The organism is Hyphomicrobium sp. 2TAF46, assembly GCF_052114865.1.
Taxonomy (GTDB): Bacteria; Pseudomonadota; Alphaproteobacteria; order Rhizobiales; family Hyphomicrobiaceae; genus Hyphomicrobium_B.
Genome location: NZ_JBFRFO010000002.1, coordinates 254,474 through 270,400, shown reverse-complemented (window position 1 = coordinate 270,400; position 15,927 = coordinate 254,474). Strand labels below are relative to the sequence as shown.

16 protein-coding genes are annotated in these 15,927 nt (G+C 60.3%); 8 read left to right on the top strand and 8 right to left on the bottom strand.

Annotated features, from left to right (window positions below; translation table 11 throughout):
* The first annotated feature begins 154 nt into the window (after window positions 1-154).
* Window positions 155-1,591 (top strand): helicase HerA-like domain-containing protein, encoded by a 1,437-nt coding sequence (locus tag AB4Z24_RS05155; protein ID WP_441706324.1) that lies wholly within the window; start codon window positions 155-157, stop codon window positions 1,589-1,591.
* Window positions 1,592-1,700: 109 nt separating this feature from the next.
* Window positions 1,701-1,997 (top strand): DUF4236 domain-containing protein, encoded by a 297-nt coding sequence (locus tag AB4Z24_RS05150; protein ID WP_441706323.1) that lies wholly within the window; start codon window positions 1,701-1,703, stop codon window positions 1,995-1,997.
* A 90-nt stretch (window positions 1,998-2,087) separates the two neighbouring features.
* On the opposite strand, the gene AB4Z24_RS05145 is transcribed toward AB4Z24_RS05150, so the two are convergent.
* The 3 genes from AB4Z24_RS05145 to AB4Z24_RS05135 form a co-directional block, all read right to left on the bottom strand.
* Window positions 2,088-3,341, bottom strand: coding sequence for a patatin-like phospholipase family protein (locus AB4Z24_RS05145; RefSeq protein WP_441706322.1), 1,254 nt, complete (start codon window positions 3,339-3,341; stop codon window positions 2,088-2,090).
* Window positions 3,342-3,496: 155 nt separating this feature from the next.
* Window positions 3,497-5,332: a cyclic nucleotide-binding and patatin-like phospholipase domain-containing protein gene (locus AB4Z24_RS05140; protein ID WP_441706321.1), complete on the bottom strand. Its 1,836-nt coding sequence runs from the start codon at window positions 5,330-5,332 to the stop codon at window positions 3,497-3,499.
* Window positions 5,333-5,433: 101 nt separating this feature from the next.
* Complete coding sequence (locus AB4Z24_RS05135; RefSeq protein ID WP_441706320.1) at window positions 5,434-6,024, bottom strand: superoxide dismutase; 591 nt, start codon at window positions 6,022-6,024, stop codon at window positions 5,434-5,436.
* 769 nt (window positions 6,025-6,793) lie between these two features.
* Here AB4Z24_RS05135 and AB4Z24_RS05130 point away from each other — a divergent pair.
* From AB4Z24_RS05130 to groL, 3 genes are all read left to right on the top strand, one after another.
* The gene (locus AB4Z24_RS05130; RefSeq protein ID WP_441706319.1) at window positions 6,794-7,141 is read left to right on the top strand and encodes an H-NS histone family protein; all 348 of its coding nucleotides are present in this window, start codon (window positions 6,794-6,796) and stop codon (window positions 7,139-7,141) included.
* 405 nt (window positions 7,142-7,546) lie between these two features.
* Window positions 7,547-7,861, top strand: coding sequence for a co-chaperone GroES (gene groES / locus AB4Z24_RS05125; RefSeq protein ID WP_045836945.1), 315 nt, complete (start codon window positions 7,547-7,549; stop codon window positions 7,859-7,861).
* 44 nt (window positions 7,862-7,905) lie between these two features.
* Window positions 7,906-9,552 (top strand): chaperonin GroEL, encoded by a 1,647-nt coding sequence (gene groL, locus AB4Z24_RS05120; RefSeq protein ID WP_290991955.1) that lies wholly within the window; start codon window positions 7,906-7,908, stop codon window positions 9,550-9,552.
* Between the two features lie 84 nt (window positions 9,553-9,636).
* Here groL and AB4Z24_RS05115 read toward each other — a convergent pair whose 3' ends face one another.
* Window positions 9,637-10,086 carry a DUF7282 domain-containing protein gene (locus AB4Z24_RS05115; RefSeq protein WP_441706318.1) on the bottom strand — a complete coding sequence of 150 codons (450 nt, stop codon included), beginning with the start codon at window positions 10,084-10,086 and terminating at the stop codon, window positions 9,637-9,639.
* 296 nt (window positions 10,087-10,382) lie between these two features.
* Here AB4Z24_RS05115 and AB4Z24_RS05110 point away from each other — a divergent pair, with 296 nt between their 5' ends.
* From AB4Z24_RS05110 to AB4Z24_RS05100, 3 genes are all read left to right on the top strand, one after another.
* Entirely contained in the window at window positions 10,383-11,180 is a 798-nt protein-coding gene (locus AB4Z24_RS05110; protein ID WP_441706317.1) for a hypothetical protein, read from the top strand.
* A 282-nt stretch (window positions 11,181-11,462) separates the two neighbouring features.
* Entirely contained in the window at window positions 11,463-12,173 is a 711-nt protein-coding gene (locus tag AB4Z24_RS05105) for a hypothetical protein (RefSeq protein WP_441706316.1), read from the top strand.
* Between the two features lie 193 nt (window positions 12,174-12,366).
* Window positions 12,367-12,549: a hypothetical protein gene (locus AB4Z24_RS05100; RefSeq protein WP_441706315.1), complete on the top strand. Its 183-nt coding sequence runs from the start codon at window positions 12,367-12,369 to the stop codon at window positions 12,547-12,549.
* A gap of 19 nt (window positions 12,550-12,568) precedes the next feature.
* On the opposite strand, the gene AB4Z24_RS05095 is transcribed toward AB4Z24_RS05100, so the two are convergent.
* From AB4Z24_RS05095 to AB4Z24_RS05080, 4 genes are all read right to left on the bottom strand, one after another.
* Window positions 12,569-13,222: a class I SAM-dependent methyltransferase gene (locus AB4Z24_RS05095; protein WP_441706314.1), complete on the bottom strand. Its 654-nt coding sequence runs from the start codon at window positions 13,220-13,222 to the stop codon at window positions 12,569-12,571.
* A gap of 8 nt (window positions 13,223-13,230) precedes the next feature.
* Entirely contained in the window at window positions 13,231-14,475 is a 1,245-nt protein-coding gene (locus AB4Z24_RS05090; protein WP_441706313.1) for a DUF3419 family protein, read from the bottom strand.
* Window positions 14,476-14,523: 48 nt separating this feature from the next.
* Window positions 14,524-15,333 (bottom strand): UDP-2,3-diacylglucosamine diphosphatase, encoded by an 810-nt coding sequence (locus AB4Z24_RS05085; protein ID WP_290991971.1) that lies wholly within the window; start codon window positions 15,331-15,333, stop codon window positions 14,524-14,526.
* Window positions 15,334-15,617: 284 nt separating this feature from the next.
* Window positions 15,618-15,851 (bottom strand): hypothetical protein, encoded by a 234-nt coding sequence (locus AB4Z24_RS05080; protein ID WP_441706312.1) that lies wholly within the window; start codon window positions 15,849-15,851, stop codon window positions 15,618-15,620.
* Window positions 15,852-15,927 lie beyond the last annotated feature (76 nt).

The following is a 15,927-nucleotide window of genomic DNA, read 5'->3' as shown; positions in this document are numbered from 1 at the left end:
AGGTGGCCGGTGCGAGCGTGAAATATTCGTGGCAGACGGCCCAATTGCCGCGCTCCGAGGCCATTTCGGGCCGGTTTGCTTCAGGCCGCGGCGCATGGCATCACCGGCCGGAGCGGCGCAAAACGAGTCGAGTTCGAGGATACGTGGAGGCGATATGACTGGAACGCACGGCGCAGACCGGGCTGGCGAGCCCGTCGCCGATCCTCGCGACTATGTGCAGGATGGGCTCATCCTCATCGGCGTCAGCAAATCGGGCGCAGAGCTGAAGCCCGAATGCATCGAGCTTGCGCTCGCCAATCGCCACGGCCTCATCACGGGTGCAACGGGCACCGGCAAAACGGTGACGCTACAAGTCCTGGCGGAAGGGTTTTCCGCGGCGGGCGTTCCCGTCTTCGCGGCCGATATCAAGGGCGATCTTTCGGGCATTGCCGAAAAGGGCAAGCCGTCGCCGAAGCTCGTCGAGCGGGCTGAAGAAATCGGGCTGACACGATACGGCAATACGTCGTTTCCGACTGCCTTCTGGGACATCTTCGGCGTCGACGGACATCCCGTGCGCGCGACGGTGCAGGAGATGGGTCCGCTGCTGTTATCGCGCTTGATGGAACTGACGGAGCCGCAAGAGGGCGTGCTGAATATCGCGTTCCGCTGGGCCGAAGATCAGCGCGCGGCAGGCGACGACAAGATGACGATCCTCGATCTCAAGGATCTTCGGGCGGTCATCGACGAAATGGGCCAGAAGGCTTCGACACTCAGAAGCAAGTACGGCCATGTGGCGCCGGCGACCGTCGGCGTCATTCAGCGCCGCCTTCTGGTTCTCGAAGAGCAGGGCGCGGCGAAATTCTTCGGCGAGCCGGCGCTCGACATCCTGGACTTTCTCAAGGTGCAGCCGGACGGGCGAGGCGTGGTGAACGTTCTCGCCGCCGAGAAGCTGATGAACACGCCGCGCCTTTACGCGACGTTCCTGCTCTGGCTGCTGACGGAGCTGTTCGAGAAGCTTCCCGAGGTCGGCGATCTCGACAAGCCGAAGCTCGTGTTCCTTTTCGATGAAGCGCATCTTCTTTTCAACGACGCGCCGAAGGCGGTGCTGGAGCAGATCGAGCGCGTCACGCGCCTTATCCGTTCGAAAGGCGTCGGCGTCTATTATGTGACGCAGAGCCCGGGCGACGTACCGGATCGCGTTTCGGCCCAGCTCGGCAATCGCATCCAGCATGCGCTTCGCGCCTTCACGCCGAAGGAGCAGAAGGCAATTCGCGCGGCAGCGCAGACGTTTCGTCCCAATCCCGAGATCGACACCGAGCGCGCCATTCAGGAGCTGAAGGTCGGCGAGGCGCTGGTCTCGCTTCTGCACGGCAAAGGCGAACCCTCGATGGTGGAGCGGACGCTCATCCGGCCGCCGATGTCGCGCGTCGGACCTCTGACGCCGGAAGAGCGGAAGGCGATCATTCAAAGCGATGGAGATAACCTGCGGAAATACGGGAAAGAACTCGATCGCGAATCGGCGCACGAGCGGTTGCAATCGCGAAATACGGTCGTCGGGCAATTAAAGCAGAGGCTTTCATCGTTCTCGAACATCCTCCGGGGCAAGGGATGATTGGAGGATGAGCGGGGGACGACGGCCGCTATCCGTTGAATGTAACGGATAAAACCATTAGCTTTTACGGGAGAATCGCGCGGCACTTCTTGCCGCTGAGGAGAACGATATGGGTTACTTCCGCTTCCGCAAGACGATCAGCATACTGCCCGGCGTTCGCATCAATCTCAGCAAGACGGGTGTCAGCGGCAGCCTTGGCGGCCATGGCGCGACGGTCAACGTCGGCAAGAACGGCGAGCAGGTCACGCTCGGCATTCCGGGCACGGGCCTCAGCTATCGCACGCCGCTGAGCACGACGCTGTTCGTCGGGTTGATACTGGTCGCGATCGTCATCGGCGTCGCATACATCGTGTCTCCGACGATGGTGAAGGCGCTGCTGCATTGGTGGCAGCCACACTGGTTCTGATCGCGGTCGGTCACTGACTTGATCATAGGGCGCCGGGCTAGCTGCCGGGCGCCTTTGCTTTTTGATGGCGAGGACGGTGTGCGTTAGCGCTCAGCCGTTGCCGGGCGCGGCGACGGAAGATGTCTGTTCTCTTTCAGGCGACGGCAGAACCGGCGCTTGTCCGGGGGGCGATTTCAGCCAAACATTCTTGCGGCCTTCGGAGAAGCCTTCTTCATAAAGGGCTGCCTGATACTTCGGATCGTAGATCTCTTTCGTCTTCATATTGAACGAGGGCGGCACGGCCATGAAATTGAAATCTGCCCCGCCATCGTGCGCGATCCGATAGATCTTATAAAGCTCGCCCTGGTTTTGGCTCTTGATCAACGTCGAGATTGAGCGGGCAGCAATCTGCAACGTCGTCGCCTTGACGACTTCTTGCTCCGGCGCAGCCTTGCCATTCTTGATGATGTAATAGCGGCGCAACGGCGGATTCGGATAGAGCGAGTCGAAGGCGCTGAGTGGTGCTTCGACAGGGCTGACAAAAACTTCTCGCGTCGTGCCGCCGTCGACGTGCAGCTCGTCGTAGCTTTGCCCGCCTGCTTCGACCTCGATCTTGACAGGCGGAAAGGCCGCCGGGATGGCGGCGGACGCGAGAATGACCTTGCGGAAAAGCTCCGTCGCTTCGGGGCTGCGGTTGCGCGCGATCTCACCCATGTTCCAGACGACCGGGCGCTGGGCGTCGATATTTGTCGTCAGCACGAGGAGGACGCGGCCGCGCTGGTATTGGGCCGCAACCCTGTCGAGGAAGCGCCGGTCGATGTACTGAGCTATCAAGCTCTCGAGCGGCGCGGTGCTCGCGAGGGCCGGTCCGCCGAATAGGCCCGAGAAGATTTCCGGCGTGACGACCTGGTCTTGCTTGTATTGGGTCCAGATGGTGTGGAGCGCATCGTCTTCCAATGGTCCGAGGAACGCGAAGGGCGCGATGATGGCACCGGCGCTGACGCCGGTTACGACCTGGAACTCCGGACGGTCGCCGCGTTTTGTCCATCCTGCGAGGACACCGGCGCCGAACGCGCCGTCCGATCCGCCACCTGACAGCGCGAGCGTATCGATGATCTTCCGGCCGTTCTGCGTTTTGGCGGTCAGTCCGACCGGCGGCATATGCGCGGTGCGGCGGCGGATTTCAGCAAGCGGATTGCGGGGGACTTCGTCCGCCCAGAAGCGAACGCCGGGCATGCCAGGGATCTCGGCGGTCTCGGCCAATTTGGCGCTGCTGATGCCGTTGCGGGGCATCGTTGCCGCGCAGCCGGACACGGCAAGCGCTGCGACCAGCATCAGCCCGACGTGAAGCCTCGGCCTTGCCACGCTAAACAACCCCCGACGACATCCCAAGCCCCAGATACAGCTTACGGTTTACGGCACCGTCAAGGCTGCTGCAATGCCGCGGAAGGCTCAGTCGGACGATAAAATCGCGATTCACCAAATATTGGGCTGCCCAAACGCCATGCAGGCTGCAGAATTCAGGAATTCCTTGTCCAGTCATGACGGCCACGCAATTCGATTTCCGCGCGGGTGTGATGGTAGGCGGTTTCCATGATTTCACGGTGACGGCGCCAATCGAGCGCGCCCATTTCGGCAGGTGCCGGTGGGACAAGCAGCCAGTCGGAGGGCTCGAGGCAGCGCTCAAAACTGCCGCGGTTGGCCATCAGGCTGCGGACCAGAACCGTCGCCGCGGAGGGCGCGGGTGGAAGCGAGCGCTTCGAAAACGGATTGAGGAGGTGCCTGATAAGCTCGCCGCGTTTCGGAAGGCTCGCGTAGTCGACGGAGAACTTCTGGCCCTCGCCGGCTTGAAAACTGACAACGATGTTCGGGCCGCGCTTCAGGCTATGCATCGTCTCAATAGGCACGTTCGATATCACCGAGCCATCGACGAGCATGCGTCCGTCGTCCGTATAGAGCGGCGGCAGGAGGCCCGGTATCGCGGCGCTCGCGCGAATGGCTTTCCATAGATGGCCTTGCACGTGGACCTCGGTTTCGTAATTCGAAAGGTCGGCCGAGACGGCGAAGTAGGGCTTCCAAAGATCCTCGATGCGGATGCTTCCGTACTCGCGTTCGAGATGGGCATCGAAATGCGTGTGATCGAGGAGGCCGTATTTCGGCAGCGTGTAGCGCGCCATCGCGCGTCCTTCGATGAACATGCGATGCACGCCGTCGTCGATGGCGTGGGGATCGAGGTCCTCGGCGAAGGCGGCGGCCATAGCTGCGCCGCCCGATGTTCCGCCGACCATATCGAAGCCGATGCCCGCTTCGCGAAAGGCGCGGTAGACGCCGATGTGGGCCGCGCAATATGCGCCGCCGCCGCAGGCGACGAAGCCGAGTGCGTTTCCGGTCAGAAACCGCCAGAGGCGCGCGACGTCTTCGGTATCCCCTAGAGCTACATGGTGGTGCATTGCCGGCTGGCGGTGCGTCAGCCAATGCCGTGTGCCTTGCGCGATGCCGCGGCGGGCGTGGATGATGGCGAGCCTCCGAGCCGACGGCGGATGGATCGATAATGCAAACGCCTCAAGGCGGCCGAGCGGCACGGCCGAACCGACAGGCTCGTCCAGCGGCGATGCGACGAGCAACACCTCGTCGGCCTGGCGAACGGCTGTCTCGCTCCACGATGTAAGTTCGGGATCGGCGACAAATACGATCGTGCTGAAGCGGCTCTCGAGCGAATTCAGTGCTTCGGTGAATTCGAGGCTGGATGCAGATGGGCGAGGGGCGATATCGCCGATGGTGGCGCTGGAGACGACCAATGAATCGGATCGTGCGGTTACCGCCTTGATAAGCGCCGCCAGGAAGGCAGGAGGCACTGATCCCGACGCCGCGCCGACGATGGCGATCGTTCGCGGCCTTGGCCGTGCATGCCTGGCGTCCGTGGTGCTTTTCAAGGTCGCGCTGCGGCGGCGCGTCTCGGCGGCGAGGCGATCGGCAAGCGTCGCGGTGATGGCGGTCCAGATCGCGGGGGAATCTCCCGAGATCGCGTCGAAGTCGGTGCGGGTCAGGCGGACGACGATGCCATCGCGAATGGCGGTGACGGTCGCTGTTCTCGTGCCACCGGCAAAGAACGCGATCTCGCCGATCGTCGAGCCGCGCGAGATTTCAGCGACGGTTCCCGAATGGCCGTCGACTTCGACGGCAAAGCGGCCGGAGATGACAATGTAGAGGGCGTCGGCTGCCTCGCCTTGGCGAACCACATGGTCGCCGCGCAGCACGAGAACGGGCTGCAAGCGATCTTCGAGACGGCGAACGGCCTCCTCGGGAAGATCCTTGAAGGTGGCGACGCTCGAGAGCGTGAAAGGCGTAGACGACATCGGAGCGCCGCATGGCAGGCTTTTCGAGCCTTATACCATAGCGGCGCCCCGATGATCGAAACGCTGCGTTGCGAAATGGCAGACGAGCTTAACCGGCCAAATTAGCCAGCTAGGGCCTCGACGTGCTCCCAGTTCACGAGATTGTCGAACCACGCCTCAAGGTACTTCGGGCGGGCGTTGCGGTAGTCGATGTAATAGCTGTGCTCCCAGACGTCGACGCCGAGGATGGGCTTCGAGCCGTACATCAGCGGGTTCTCGCCGTTCGGGGTTTTGACGACCTCGAGCTTGCCATCCTTGATGGCGAGCCAAGCCCAGCCCGAGCCGAACTGGCCCTTGCCGGCTTCGATGAAGTCATTGCGGACCTTGTCGTAGCCGCCGTAGCCGTCGACGAGTTTCTGGACGCTGCCAGGCAGTTTCTTGCCGCCGCCGCCCTTCTTCATCCATTGCCAGAAATGAAGGTGGTTATAGTGCTGGCCGACGTTGTTGATGAGGCCGACGGCCTTATCGGCGTAGGCATTCTTGACGATATCTTCGAGCGATTGGCCCTCGTACTTGGAGCCAGCGAGAAGCTTGTTGCCGTTGTCGACGTACGCCAGGTGATGCTTGTCGTGGTGGAACTCGAGCGTCTCCGCCGACATAAACGGGGCGAGGGCATCATAAGCGTAGGGAAGATCAGGTAATTTCAGCGTCATAGGACGACCATTCATTGCGGTTGGGGGTGGATCGAAAGTCGCGGGAAGGTAACTTCAGCGGTCCGCTTGCACAAGTCATGGGCTGAAGACATGGGCTGAACCTGCCGTCCGTCTTCCGGTTCCAACTTACCGGCCCGTTCGTCATCACGCCCGTACTTTCTTGCATTGCGGAAAAAGTGTGAAAGGCGCCGGCCCTGAATGCGGCATTTCCTTATTGGCCAGAGCAATTCCCTTCAAAACATTGCCTGATTGAGACGGTCGCGAATTCGAGGGGGCAAGCCCCAAATCGTCCGGTTGGAAATGCCGGAAACCGTCCGGCAGCGTCCCGGTGAGCGTCTTTGTGTCCGAGGCAATAAAAGGCTCGCTTGAATGACGGCCTTATTGGAACCGCCCTTATTAAGGGTAGGCCGGCCGGCTTATACCGATTTGTCATGTGCGGGGTTGTGAGAAAATACATATCTGAGATTGCGAACCGCCGGTTCCGGATCTATTTTTCAACCCGTGCGTTTGCTCTGATATTCGTTTGTCAATATGAGACTGGCCGCTTTTCATTTATATATATGATGCGTGCCGCATTTTGAAATAAGAAGTGGGCAGCCTAAAGGTCACCGAAATCGATCCGTCCTCGCATTAATAAGTGTTTGCTGAAAATTCACGACTATTGATGAGTGTGCGTTGACAAGGTGACACATCGCGGAGATTTCTGCTGCGTGGGCTTACCTAAGTGGTTACACCGGCCGTCGGCATTCAATAGAGGTTTCAGTTAGTCATGCGAAAGGTTCAGAAGATGGCGGCGATCAATGTCGACAAGCTCTCGCTCAGAGATCTCGTCGAACTTGAATCCAAAGTGCAAAGGGCTATCGCCTTAGCTCGGGATCGCGAACGTTCCGAGCTGAAAAAGAAAGTGGCCGATATGGCCGAGACGCATGGATTCTCGGTTGCCGAATTGTTTGGCGGCGTGCGGGGCCGCGGGGTAGGAAAAAACAAGTCGGTCGGCGTTGCGAAGTACGCCAATCCGGAGAACAAATCGGACACTTGGACCGGCCGTGGCCGGAAGCCCAACTGGTTGGTGGAGCGCCTGAGAAAGGGTGCAAAACTCGCCGACTTTTCGATTTAATCAATCTGACTATTAGTCGGTTCGATGCTGAATTATTGCGAATAGGCGGCGATATTCCCGAGTGGATATGCGCCGCCTATTCTGTATACGCGTTAAATTGATTTTTCATTGGCTGTGAGCCTTTTTCTCGCCGTATCCAAATTGGTAAATAGCGATCGTACTTTCCGACGTTTTGCGCGTGCAACTCGATCGGATTCAGTTCCCGGCGGGACGGGATTTTCACATTCATCGCAGGTCTTAGCACTCACCTATTGACAGTGCTAGCAGGCGCCCGCATATAGCCCGCAGTGCTCGGGCTTTACAGGAACCGGTCACGGTTTAGCTAGGTGAGTTTTTCATCCTTCGGACGATCGCTCTCCGAGCCCAGAGCCATAGAATTGTTCATCAAATCATGAGGTTATTCCCATGACGTTCCGTCCGCTCCACGATCGTGTTGTCGTGAAACGTATCGAGGAAGAGTCGAAAACCGCAGGCGGGATCATCATCCCCGATACCGCCAAGGAAAAGCCGCAGCAGGGCGAAGTCGTTGCTGTCGGTCCCGGCGCTCGCGACGAAGCGGGTAAGGTCAACCCCCTCGACGTCAAGGTCGGCGATCGCGTTCTGTTCGGCAAGTGGTCGGGCAGTGAGGTCAAGATCGACGGCGAAGATCTCCTGATCATGAAGGAGAGCGACATTCTCGGCGTGCTCTCGGCTCCCGCTAAATCCAAAGCCGCCGCTTAATTATCTGTCCCCCCAATCTCAGCACAGCTTAGGAGTTGCTCCACATGGCAGCTAAAGACGTCAAGTTCGCCCAGGACGCGCGCGAGCGTATGCTTCGCGGCGTCGACATCCTTGCCAACGCGGTCAAGGTCACGCTCGGTCCGAAGGGCCGCAACGTCGTCATCGAGAAGTCGTTCGGCGCCCCGCGCATCACCAAGGACGGTGTGACGGTCGCGAAGGAGATCGAACTCGAAGACAAGTTCGAGAACATGGGCGCGCAGATGCTCAAAGAGGTCGCTTCGAAGACGGCCGACCTCGCCGGCGACGGCACGACGACGGCAACGGTTCTCGCGCAGGCGATCGTTCGCGAAGGCGCGAAGTCAGTTGCTGCCGGCGCCAACCCGATGGACCTGAAGCGCGGCGTCGATCTCGCCGTTCAGGCGATCGTCGAAGACCTCAAGACGAACTCTAAGAAGGTCACGAAGGACCAGATCGCTCAGGTCGGCACGATCTCGGCGAACGGCGACGAAGTCGTCGGCAAGAAGATCGCGGAAGCGATGGACAAGGTCGGCTCGGAAGGCGTGATCACGGTCGAGGAATCCAAGACCCTCGATTTCGAACTCGATGTCGTCGAAGGCATGCAGTTCGATCGCGGCTATCTCTCGCCGTACTTCATCACCAACGCCGACAAGATGATCGCCGAACTCGAGAGCCCCTACATCCTCATTCACGAGAAGAAGCTCTCGGGTCTGCAGGCTATGCTGCCGGTTCTCGAAGCCGTCGTTCAGTCGGGCAAGCCGCTCCTCATCATCGCTGAAGACGTCGAAGGCGAAGCTCTCGCAACGCTCGTCGTCAACAAGCTGCGCGGTGGCCTCAAGGTTGCTGCCGTTAAGGCTCCGGGCTTCGGTGACCGCCGCAAGGCCATGCTCGAGGACATCGCTGTTCTCACGGGCGGCACGGTGATCTCGGAAGATCTCGGCATCAAGCTCGAGACCGTTACGCTGCAGATGCTCGGCCGCGCCAAGAAGGTGACGATCGACAAGGAAAACACCACGATCGTCGACGGTTCGGGCAAGAAGGCCGACATCGAAGCGCGCGTGAAGCAGATCAAGGCGCAGATCGAGGAAACGTCCTCCGACTACGACCGTGAGAAGCTGCAGGAGCGTCTCGCTAAGCTTGCTGGCGGCGTTGCCGTCATCAAGGTCGGCGGTGCGACCGAAGTCGAAGTCAAGGAACGCAAGGATCGCGTCGACGACGCGCTGCACGCAACGCGCGCAGCCGTTGAAGAAGGCATCGTTCCTGGCGGCGGCGTCGCTCTGCTCCGTGCAGTCAAGGCGCTCGACGCTCTGAAGCCCGAGAACGACGACCAGAAGGTCGGCATCAACATCGTTCGCAAGGCGCTGCAGGCTCCGGCTCGTCAGATCGCAGCTAACGCTGGTGAAGATGGCTCGGTCATCGTCGGCAAGATCCTCGAAAACTCGACGTATGCATACGGCTACAATGCTCAGTCGCATGAGTACGGCGATCTCTATAAGCAGGGCGTCATCGATCCGACGAAGGTCGTGCGTTGCGCACTGCAGGACGCCGCTTCGGTCTCGGGTCTCTTGATCACGACGGAAGCGATGATCGCCGATGTGCCGAAGAAGGATGCCGGTCATTCGCACGGTGCTCCCGGCGGCGGCATGGGCGGAATGGGCGGCATGGACTTCTAAGTCCGCCGATCGAGTTCAAAGAAAAAAATGCCGTCGCGGAGTTTCCGCGGCGGCTTTTTTGTTGAGGGGGAGGGAGTAAGTCCGTCAGTCGATCACGAACCGGTTTTCGAGAGGTTCGCCATTCGGCCAGAGCGCAATATCTTTTTCCGCGTTCAGGACTTTGTCGCCGTCGACATCCTTATAGAGGCTCGCCCACATTGCCGAGCCAGGCTCAACACGGTTGCTGATCTTGACGCTAACGTCGTTATGATTGCCCCTCGGCAGCGCGGTAAAGCCGAGGACTTTTCCCGACCGCTTGCCGTCTTGGTCAGCAAAGACCGCGACGTAACCATTCTCCGGTAAATGGACATAGCTGATGCTGACAGCGTCGCCCTTGAGCTTTTGGTTGAAGGCAAGGACGGATGCGGGGACCTGAGCGGTTGCTTCCGGGTTTGCCGGCTGGTCGGTCATGGCGACCGCTGGGTGGGCAGCGAGGGCGATGACCGCGGCAGCAACGGCCGACAGAACGAATTGAGATTTGGGGGCGTGAGGCATGAGGCGTCTCCAAATTTTGGTTCGTGGTTCGAGAGGCGCTTAGGTGCGCTTTTTCCATTTGGGGACAATCGCGAGGATTTCACCGTTCAGTTTTTTCACGACCGCTCACGATCTCATCAGGAAAATTCATCGCTGCCGCACCCGGTGAAAGCTTGAATTGAGGCTCCGACTTCATACGGGCAGAACGAGTGAGTGGATTCCGTTTTTGCATTGCAAATGCCGATCGCCATTTGCTCGCCACGGATTGTCGCGATCTATCCTTGGGCGCCTAGGCAAATTTTTTGCGGAATTTTCTGATGCTTTTTTCCTTTTGGTCCGGCGGCGTGACCTGGATGGAGCGCCTTTGCGTTGCGTCGGCCAAGGCCGTCGGTGAAGAGATCACCGTTTTCACCTATGAAGACCCAGACAAGCTTTCCGCCAAGCTTGGATGCCGCGTTCTGGATGCCGCGTCCGTTTTCAGCGCGTCCGACAGGGATGAAATTTTTCGGTTAGGTGTCCCGCACTTTTCCGACTTCTTCCGGCTCGAGGGAATTGCGCAAGGGTTCGGGACTTGGACCGATCTCGATGTGATCTACATTAAGTCGCTTCCGAAATCGGAATATGTTTTCGGCTGGCAGAACAAGGATCGGATCGGCAATTCCGTGCTTGGCCTGCCGCCGGACAGCGAACTTCTCAGTCGATACTTGGCCTTTTGCCGTAAGCGGCCGATGCATCGCTTCGTGATGCCCTGGATGCCGTGGCCGACGAAATGCAGCCGGCTTATCAAGGGCATCGGGGCCGCGGCAATAGGGGTTCGTGTGCCGGCGCCGAAGTATGGGCCGGCGGCGTTGACGTATTTCGCCGAGCGTTGCGGCGTCGATCGCCACGCGCTACCGACGAAGGTTCTTTACCCGCTGCCAATCAGAGGGCCGGCCATCGCGCGCGTCTACGAGCCGGGATTCATCGAGTCGCTCATCACACCGGAGACGGTGTGCGTGCACCTCTGGCGATCTACGTTCGACGGCATCCACGGATCCGCCCTGCCAAAAACAGGCTGGCTCGCCGAACGCGTCGACGCGCTGCTTCCCTCGCTGAAGGAAACTGCGGATCGCTGATTGGGCGATCGGCGGGCCCTCGCGGGATTCGCTTCCATCCAGGGCGACGGTCGCTCGGGGCGCCGCGTGCGGGGTGCCTGCGAGGGACACGGCAAGCCAGCAAACGGTCATCACAATTTATAGCTGTGTACAGTCTGTCGCAGCTGTTCGCACTGAACAGAATTCCTGTACATTTATTCTTGCGCATTACTGCAAAATCTGAAGACGAGCGTCCGCATGAACAGTCATGCGCAGGCGAAGGGGATGCTTATTCTCTAAACACGAAGACAAGGGGAAGAATAGATGTCGGCCGATATCCTGTCCAAGCTCAAGACGTTACACGACGATGTTCGAGCGCGCATTGAGGCGTCGCCGGACTTCAAGGCCATGAAAGCTGTCGAAAGAGCCATCGGCGAGCTTTCGGAAGTTGTGGCCGAGGCAACGGCTCCACACAGCGAACCCGCTGCCGCGGAACCGGCAGCGGAGGCAGCCCCAGAGGTTGTGGCTGAAGCGGCCGCAGAGGCTGCTCCAGAGGCCGCTCCGGCGGCTGCAGAAGAGCCTGTGGCTGCGGAAGCTGCTCCGGAAGCGGTGGCAGAAGCGGCTCCTGCGGAGGCTGTCGAGGCAGCACCTGAGGCCGYTGCCGAAGAGGCTCCCGCGGCGGAGGCGCCTGCCGAGACTGCGGCTGAAGAGGCTCCTGCAGCGGAGGCACCTGTCGAAGCTGCTGCCGCAGCTCCGGCCGCTGAAGCCGTAGCCGAAGAAGCGGCGGCTGCGCCTGAGGCTCCGGCGGCGGAGGCTGCCGTCGAGGCGGCTCCGGCTGCCGAAGCTGCAACAGCCGAAGCTCCAGCGGCGGAGCCCGCCGCGGAAGTGGCTGCGTCTGAAACCGCCGAAGCTGCGGAAGCTCCAAAGGCTCCGATCGAGATCCCGGCCGAAGACAAGCCGTTGGTCGCGGCGATCGTCGCGAACGGGGCGGCGCCACCGCCTGATGCCACCACGACAACTTCAAGTGCTTCTTAAGGGAACTTCGGGGTCACTCTCACGACGGAAGCCCCGGCAGGGAGCGCCGGGGCTTTTGCGCGGATGCGAAACGAGAGAGAGCGCGCGAAGTTGGTGGGAACCTCGCGGGCGATACTGAATTCGAGGGTTGAGAGCAGGCGACGGAGTTTCGTTGAAGGTCGGAGATTGACCGGACAGCCGAGGAGGCTCACCCATGAACGCGGTCGAAATTCATGATCATGCCCGCAAACTCTATGGATCCCGTGGACCCAAAGCGCTGGCGGAAGCGGCGGAGATGGTGCGCCGGTACGCTCAAAGCGGAGATAAGGGACGCGCCGAAGATTGGCGGCGCATTCAAGCGGCACTGAAGGAGCTGATCGGGCCGAGGGTCAGCTAAGCGGCGAAAATTTTTCCGGTCAGGCGTGCTTGGCGCCAATGCGTGCTAGCGCCGAATAATCGTAGCGACCCTGATTGAAGGCTGCGGTACGGCCGTGACGTTTCGCAGTTTCGCGAGTGACGGTTTCGAGATCGTGCCGCGGTGTGACGCTGAAACGGGTGAGCCACGCGCGCATCGCTTTGCGCGGCAGCGCGTGCATCGATTGCATGGTGCCGAAATCAACGATGTGCAGCTCCCCGCGTGGGGCGAGCTGCGAGACGGCGCGGTCGATCACCGCTTCCCAGGGCGGAATCATCGAAAGTGCGTAGGAGATGAAAATCCGGTCGAACTTTCTGACGCCAAAGAGTTCCGCGGGCGAAAACGTCGTGGCGTCGGCTTGCGCGACCGAAATAATATCGCGGGCCGGGCTGCGTTCGATGGCGGCGCGCGCGGTTTTGAGCATCTCTTCGGAGACGTCGAGACCGTAGAATTGCACGGCGGGATAAAGGTCCGCGGCGCGAAGCAGATTGCGCGCCGTTCCGCATCCGATCTCGAGCACCGCTCCGGCGACCGGCGGATTGATCTCTTCGATCAGCTGGTCGCGGCCGAGGAGATAGTAGCGGCGCGTGAGGTCGTAGATGTAGCGCTGGTGGCGATACATTCCATCCATCGCGCTTGCGGCCGTATCGGTCATCGCGGCGGTCACGCGGTTTTGACGTAGAGATGGAAGCCGCCGTAGATCGCGGAACGATCCTTGCTGTGGATCTCGGCCGACTTCGCGATGTCGTAGGTCCACTGGCTGAGAATGGCGTCCGAGACACGGCCGGGGAGAATGCTTTCCTCGCCTGCGGTGCGGAAGATGACGCGCGCGCCGGCGCGGGCCGTTCGCGTGATCTCGCGCCAGAGCGCATTCAGCGCGGCGTCGTCCATCCAGTCCTGGGCGTCGAGCAGCACGTAACGGTCGAGGCTGTCTGCCGGTTCGTTCGAAAGAAAGCGGATCATGTTGTCGTGGACGACTTCGACCCGGCTGGCGCGGGCTTTGACGGCCATGAAATTGGCTTTGTCGAGATATGGCGGGCAGGGGCCTTCGCCTTGTGCCGCGTAGCGCCGGCCGAAGGCCTGCCAGGCGAAATAATTGTCCTTGAGGTCGAAGCCGGTCGCCAAGCGCTCGGCGCGTTCTTTCAGAACATCCGCCATCGGCCGCGTGTTGCCGTTCGACAACGCATCGTATTGCACCGGCGGAATTCCGAGGCCGAAGAGCGAGGCGCGGTTGGACGTGATCCAGCGCAAGACCGGATGATTGAATGCCGGCGCGATTTCGCGGGCGAAGATTTCGCGCTGCTCTTCGATGTTGCGGGCGTCGAGAATACGTTTCGGGTTCGCGCCGAAGACGCGGGCGGCGAGATGTCCGGTCGCGATGAAGCGTCCGAGCAGCCCGTAATGATAGAAGTTGCGGGCGAATCGCGTGATGCGGCGGCGTCCCGTCAGATCGCGGCCTTCCCAATAGCTCCGCGTATCTGCGTCGAGATGCTGTGCGATGAGATCGTTATAAAGGGCGACATTACGGCGATCGTTGGCGGCGCCGAAAAAGCGAAAGAAGGTCGCGTGGTTCGGTAAGTGCTGAGCGGCGGCGAGTTTCAGCTTGAGCAACGCGATGTGCGTTTCATTGAGATCGATCGCGTAAATGCGCGCCGGGTTGCCGGTGAGATAGCTCATGACGTTGCAGCCGCCCGAGGCGATCGTGAGCATGCGGCTTTGCGGGGTGAGTTCGAGCGCTTCCATATCGGCGCGCGGATCTTCCCAGATTTGCGGGTAGACCATCGACCGGAACGCAAACGTAAAGGTGCGTTCGAGAATGCCAGCAAAGCTCAGCGCGCTGTTCTGATGAACTGCTTCGCTCAATAGATCGGTACTCGCCGGCTCAAAAACTTTTGTGGTGACGTTCAATGGAGATCTCCGTTCGCCGGGGCTTTTCGCTGCCGGACGTGATGCCGCTTATGCCGCTTCGATGAACCAACGGCCTGAAGGCGCCTGCGAACCGCGGACGGCCATGTGCTCTTTCCAACGAATGATTTCGAATTGGCCGTCGAAGCGCTCGCCGATGGCGGTGCAGCTTTCGACCCAATCGCCGCAATTCAGATAGTGAATGCCGTCGATCATGCGTTCGTTGGCGTGATGGATGTGGCCGCAGATGAGACCATGCGTCTCGCGGCGGCGCGCTTCTCCGGCAAGAGCCTCTTCGAATTCGCCGATGTAGTTGACGGCGCTTTTCACTTTGTGTTTCAGGAACGCCGATAGCGACCAGTGGCCCAGGCCGAGCATGCGGCGCATGAAGTTCAGCGGGACGTTGAGCGCGAGAGCCGCGTCGTAGGAACGATCGCCGAGGAACGCCAGCCAGCGGGCGTAGCGGACGACGACATCGAATTCGTCGCCGTGCAGAACGAGATAGCGCTTGCCGTTAGCACCTTCGTGAATGGCGTCGCGGCGAAGTTCGACGCCGCCGAAATTCATACCGGTATAGTCACGCAAGCCGTCGTCGTGATTGCCGGGGATGAAGACTACGCGCGTGCCCTTGCGGGATTTGCGCAGCAATTTCTGCAGGACATCGTTATGGCTCTGCGGCCAGTGAGGACCGCGGCGCACCTTCCAGAAATCGACGATGTCGCCGACCAGGTAGAGCTCCTGACATTCAACGCATTTCAGGAAGTCGAGAAGAGCGGTCGCTTGCGAATTGCGCATCCCTAAGTGGATGTCGGAAATGAAGACTGCTCGGTATTCGATGTGTTCCGGGTTCGGTGCGCTCAATGTCGGCCCCCAGTCAGTACGCTTCCCATCAAAGCGACTTAGCTTTCATGTAAAACGTAGGACCGGATTCATGTTACAGGCGTGTGACGACAGCCTGCGGCAGCTTCAATGCGCTCGCCAGCAAATAGGTGCTCCCCAGGATTTACCAAGACCCGCGGATGAAATTTATTCCAGACACCGTGCTTCGGCTGCACCTTGGCTTAATCCGCACAGTGCGGAACCGGCCGCCAAAACGGGGCCGGTAGGACGGGGACTTCGCGCTCGCTCAGCGGCGATTCCCGATTTCAGAGTTCTGTTCTTTGGGAGATGCGTTCCCAGGCGAACAACAGAGCCGTGTCGACAGCGCCGACGAGAAGAAAGGCCAGCGCGATCGGATATGTCGATGATTCAGGCAACCCGAGATCGACTCCGCGAGTCGAAACGGCGAGTGCTGAGATGAGGCTGAGAAGGGCGAGTACGGCGAAGACAACTTGGACGAACTTCAACGAACGCTCACGTTCGCGACTGATGGTGTCCATCAAGGGTTTTCCTCAACGCAATACAAAATGCTGACCCGGCGACGGGCGGGAACTTAGCTTGAGCAAAAGCCGAGGT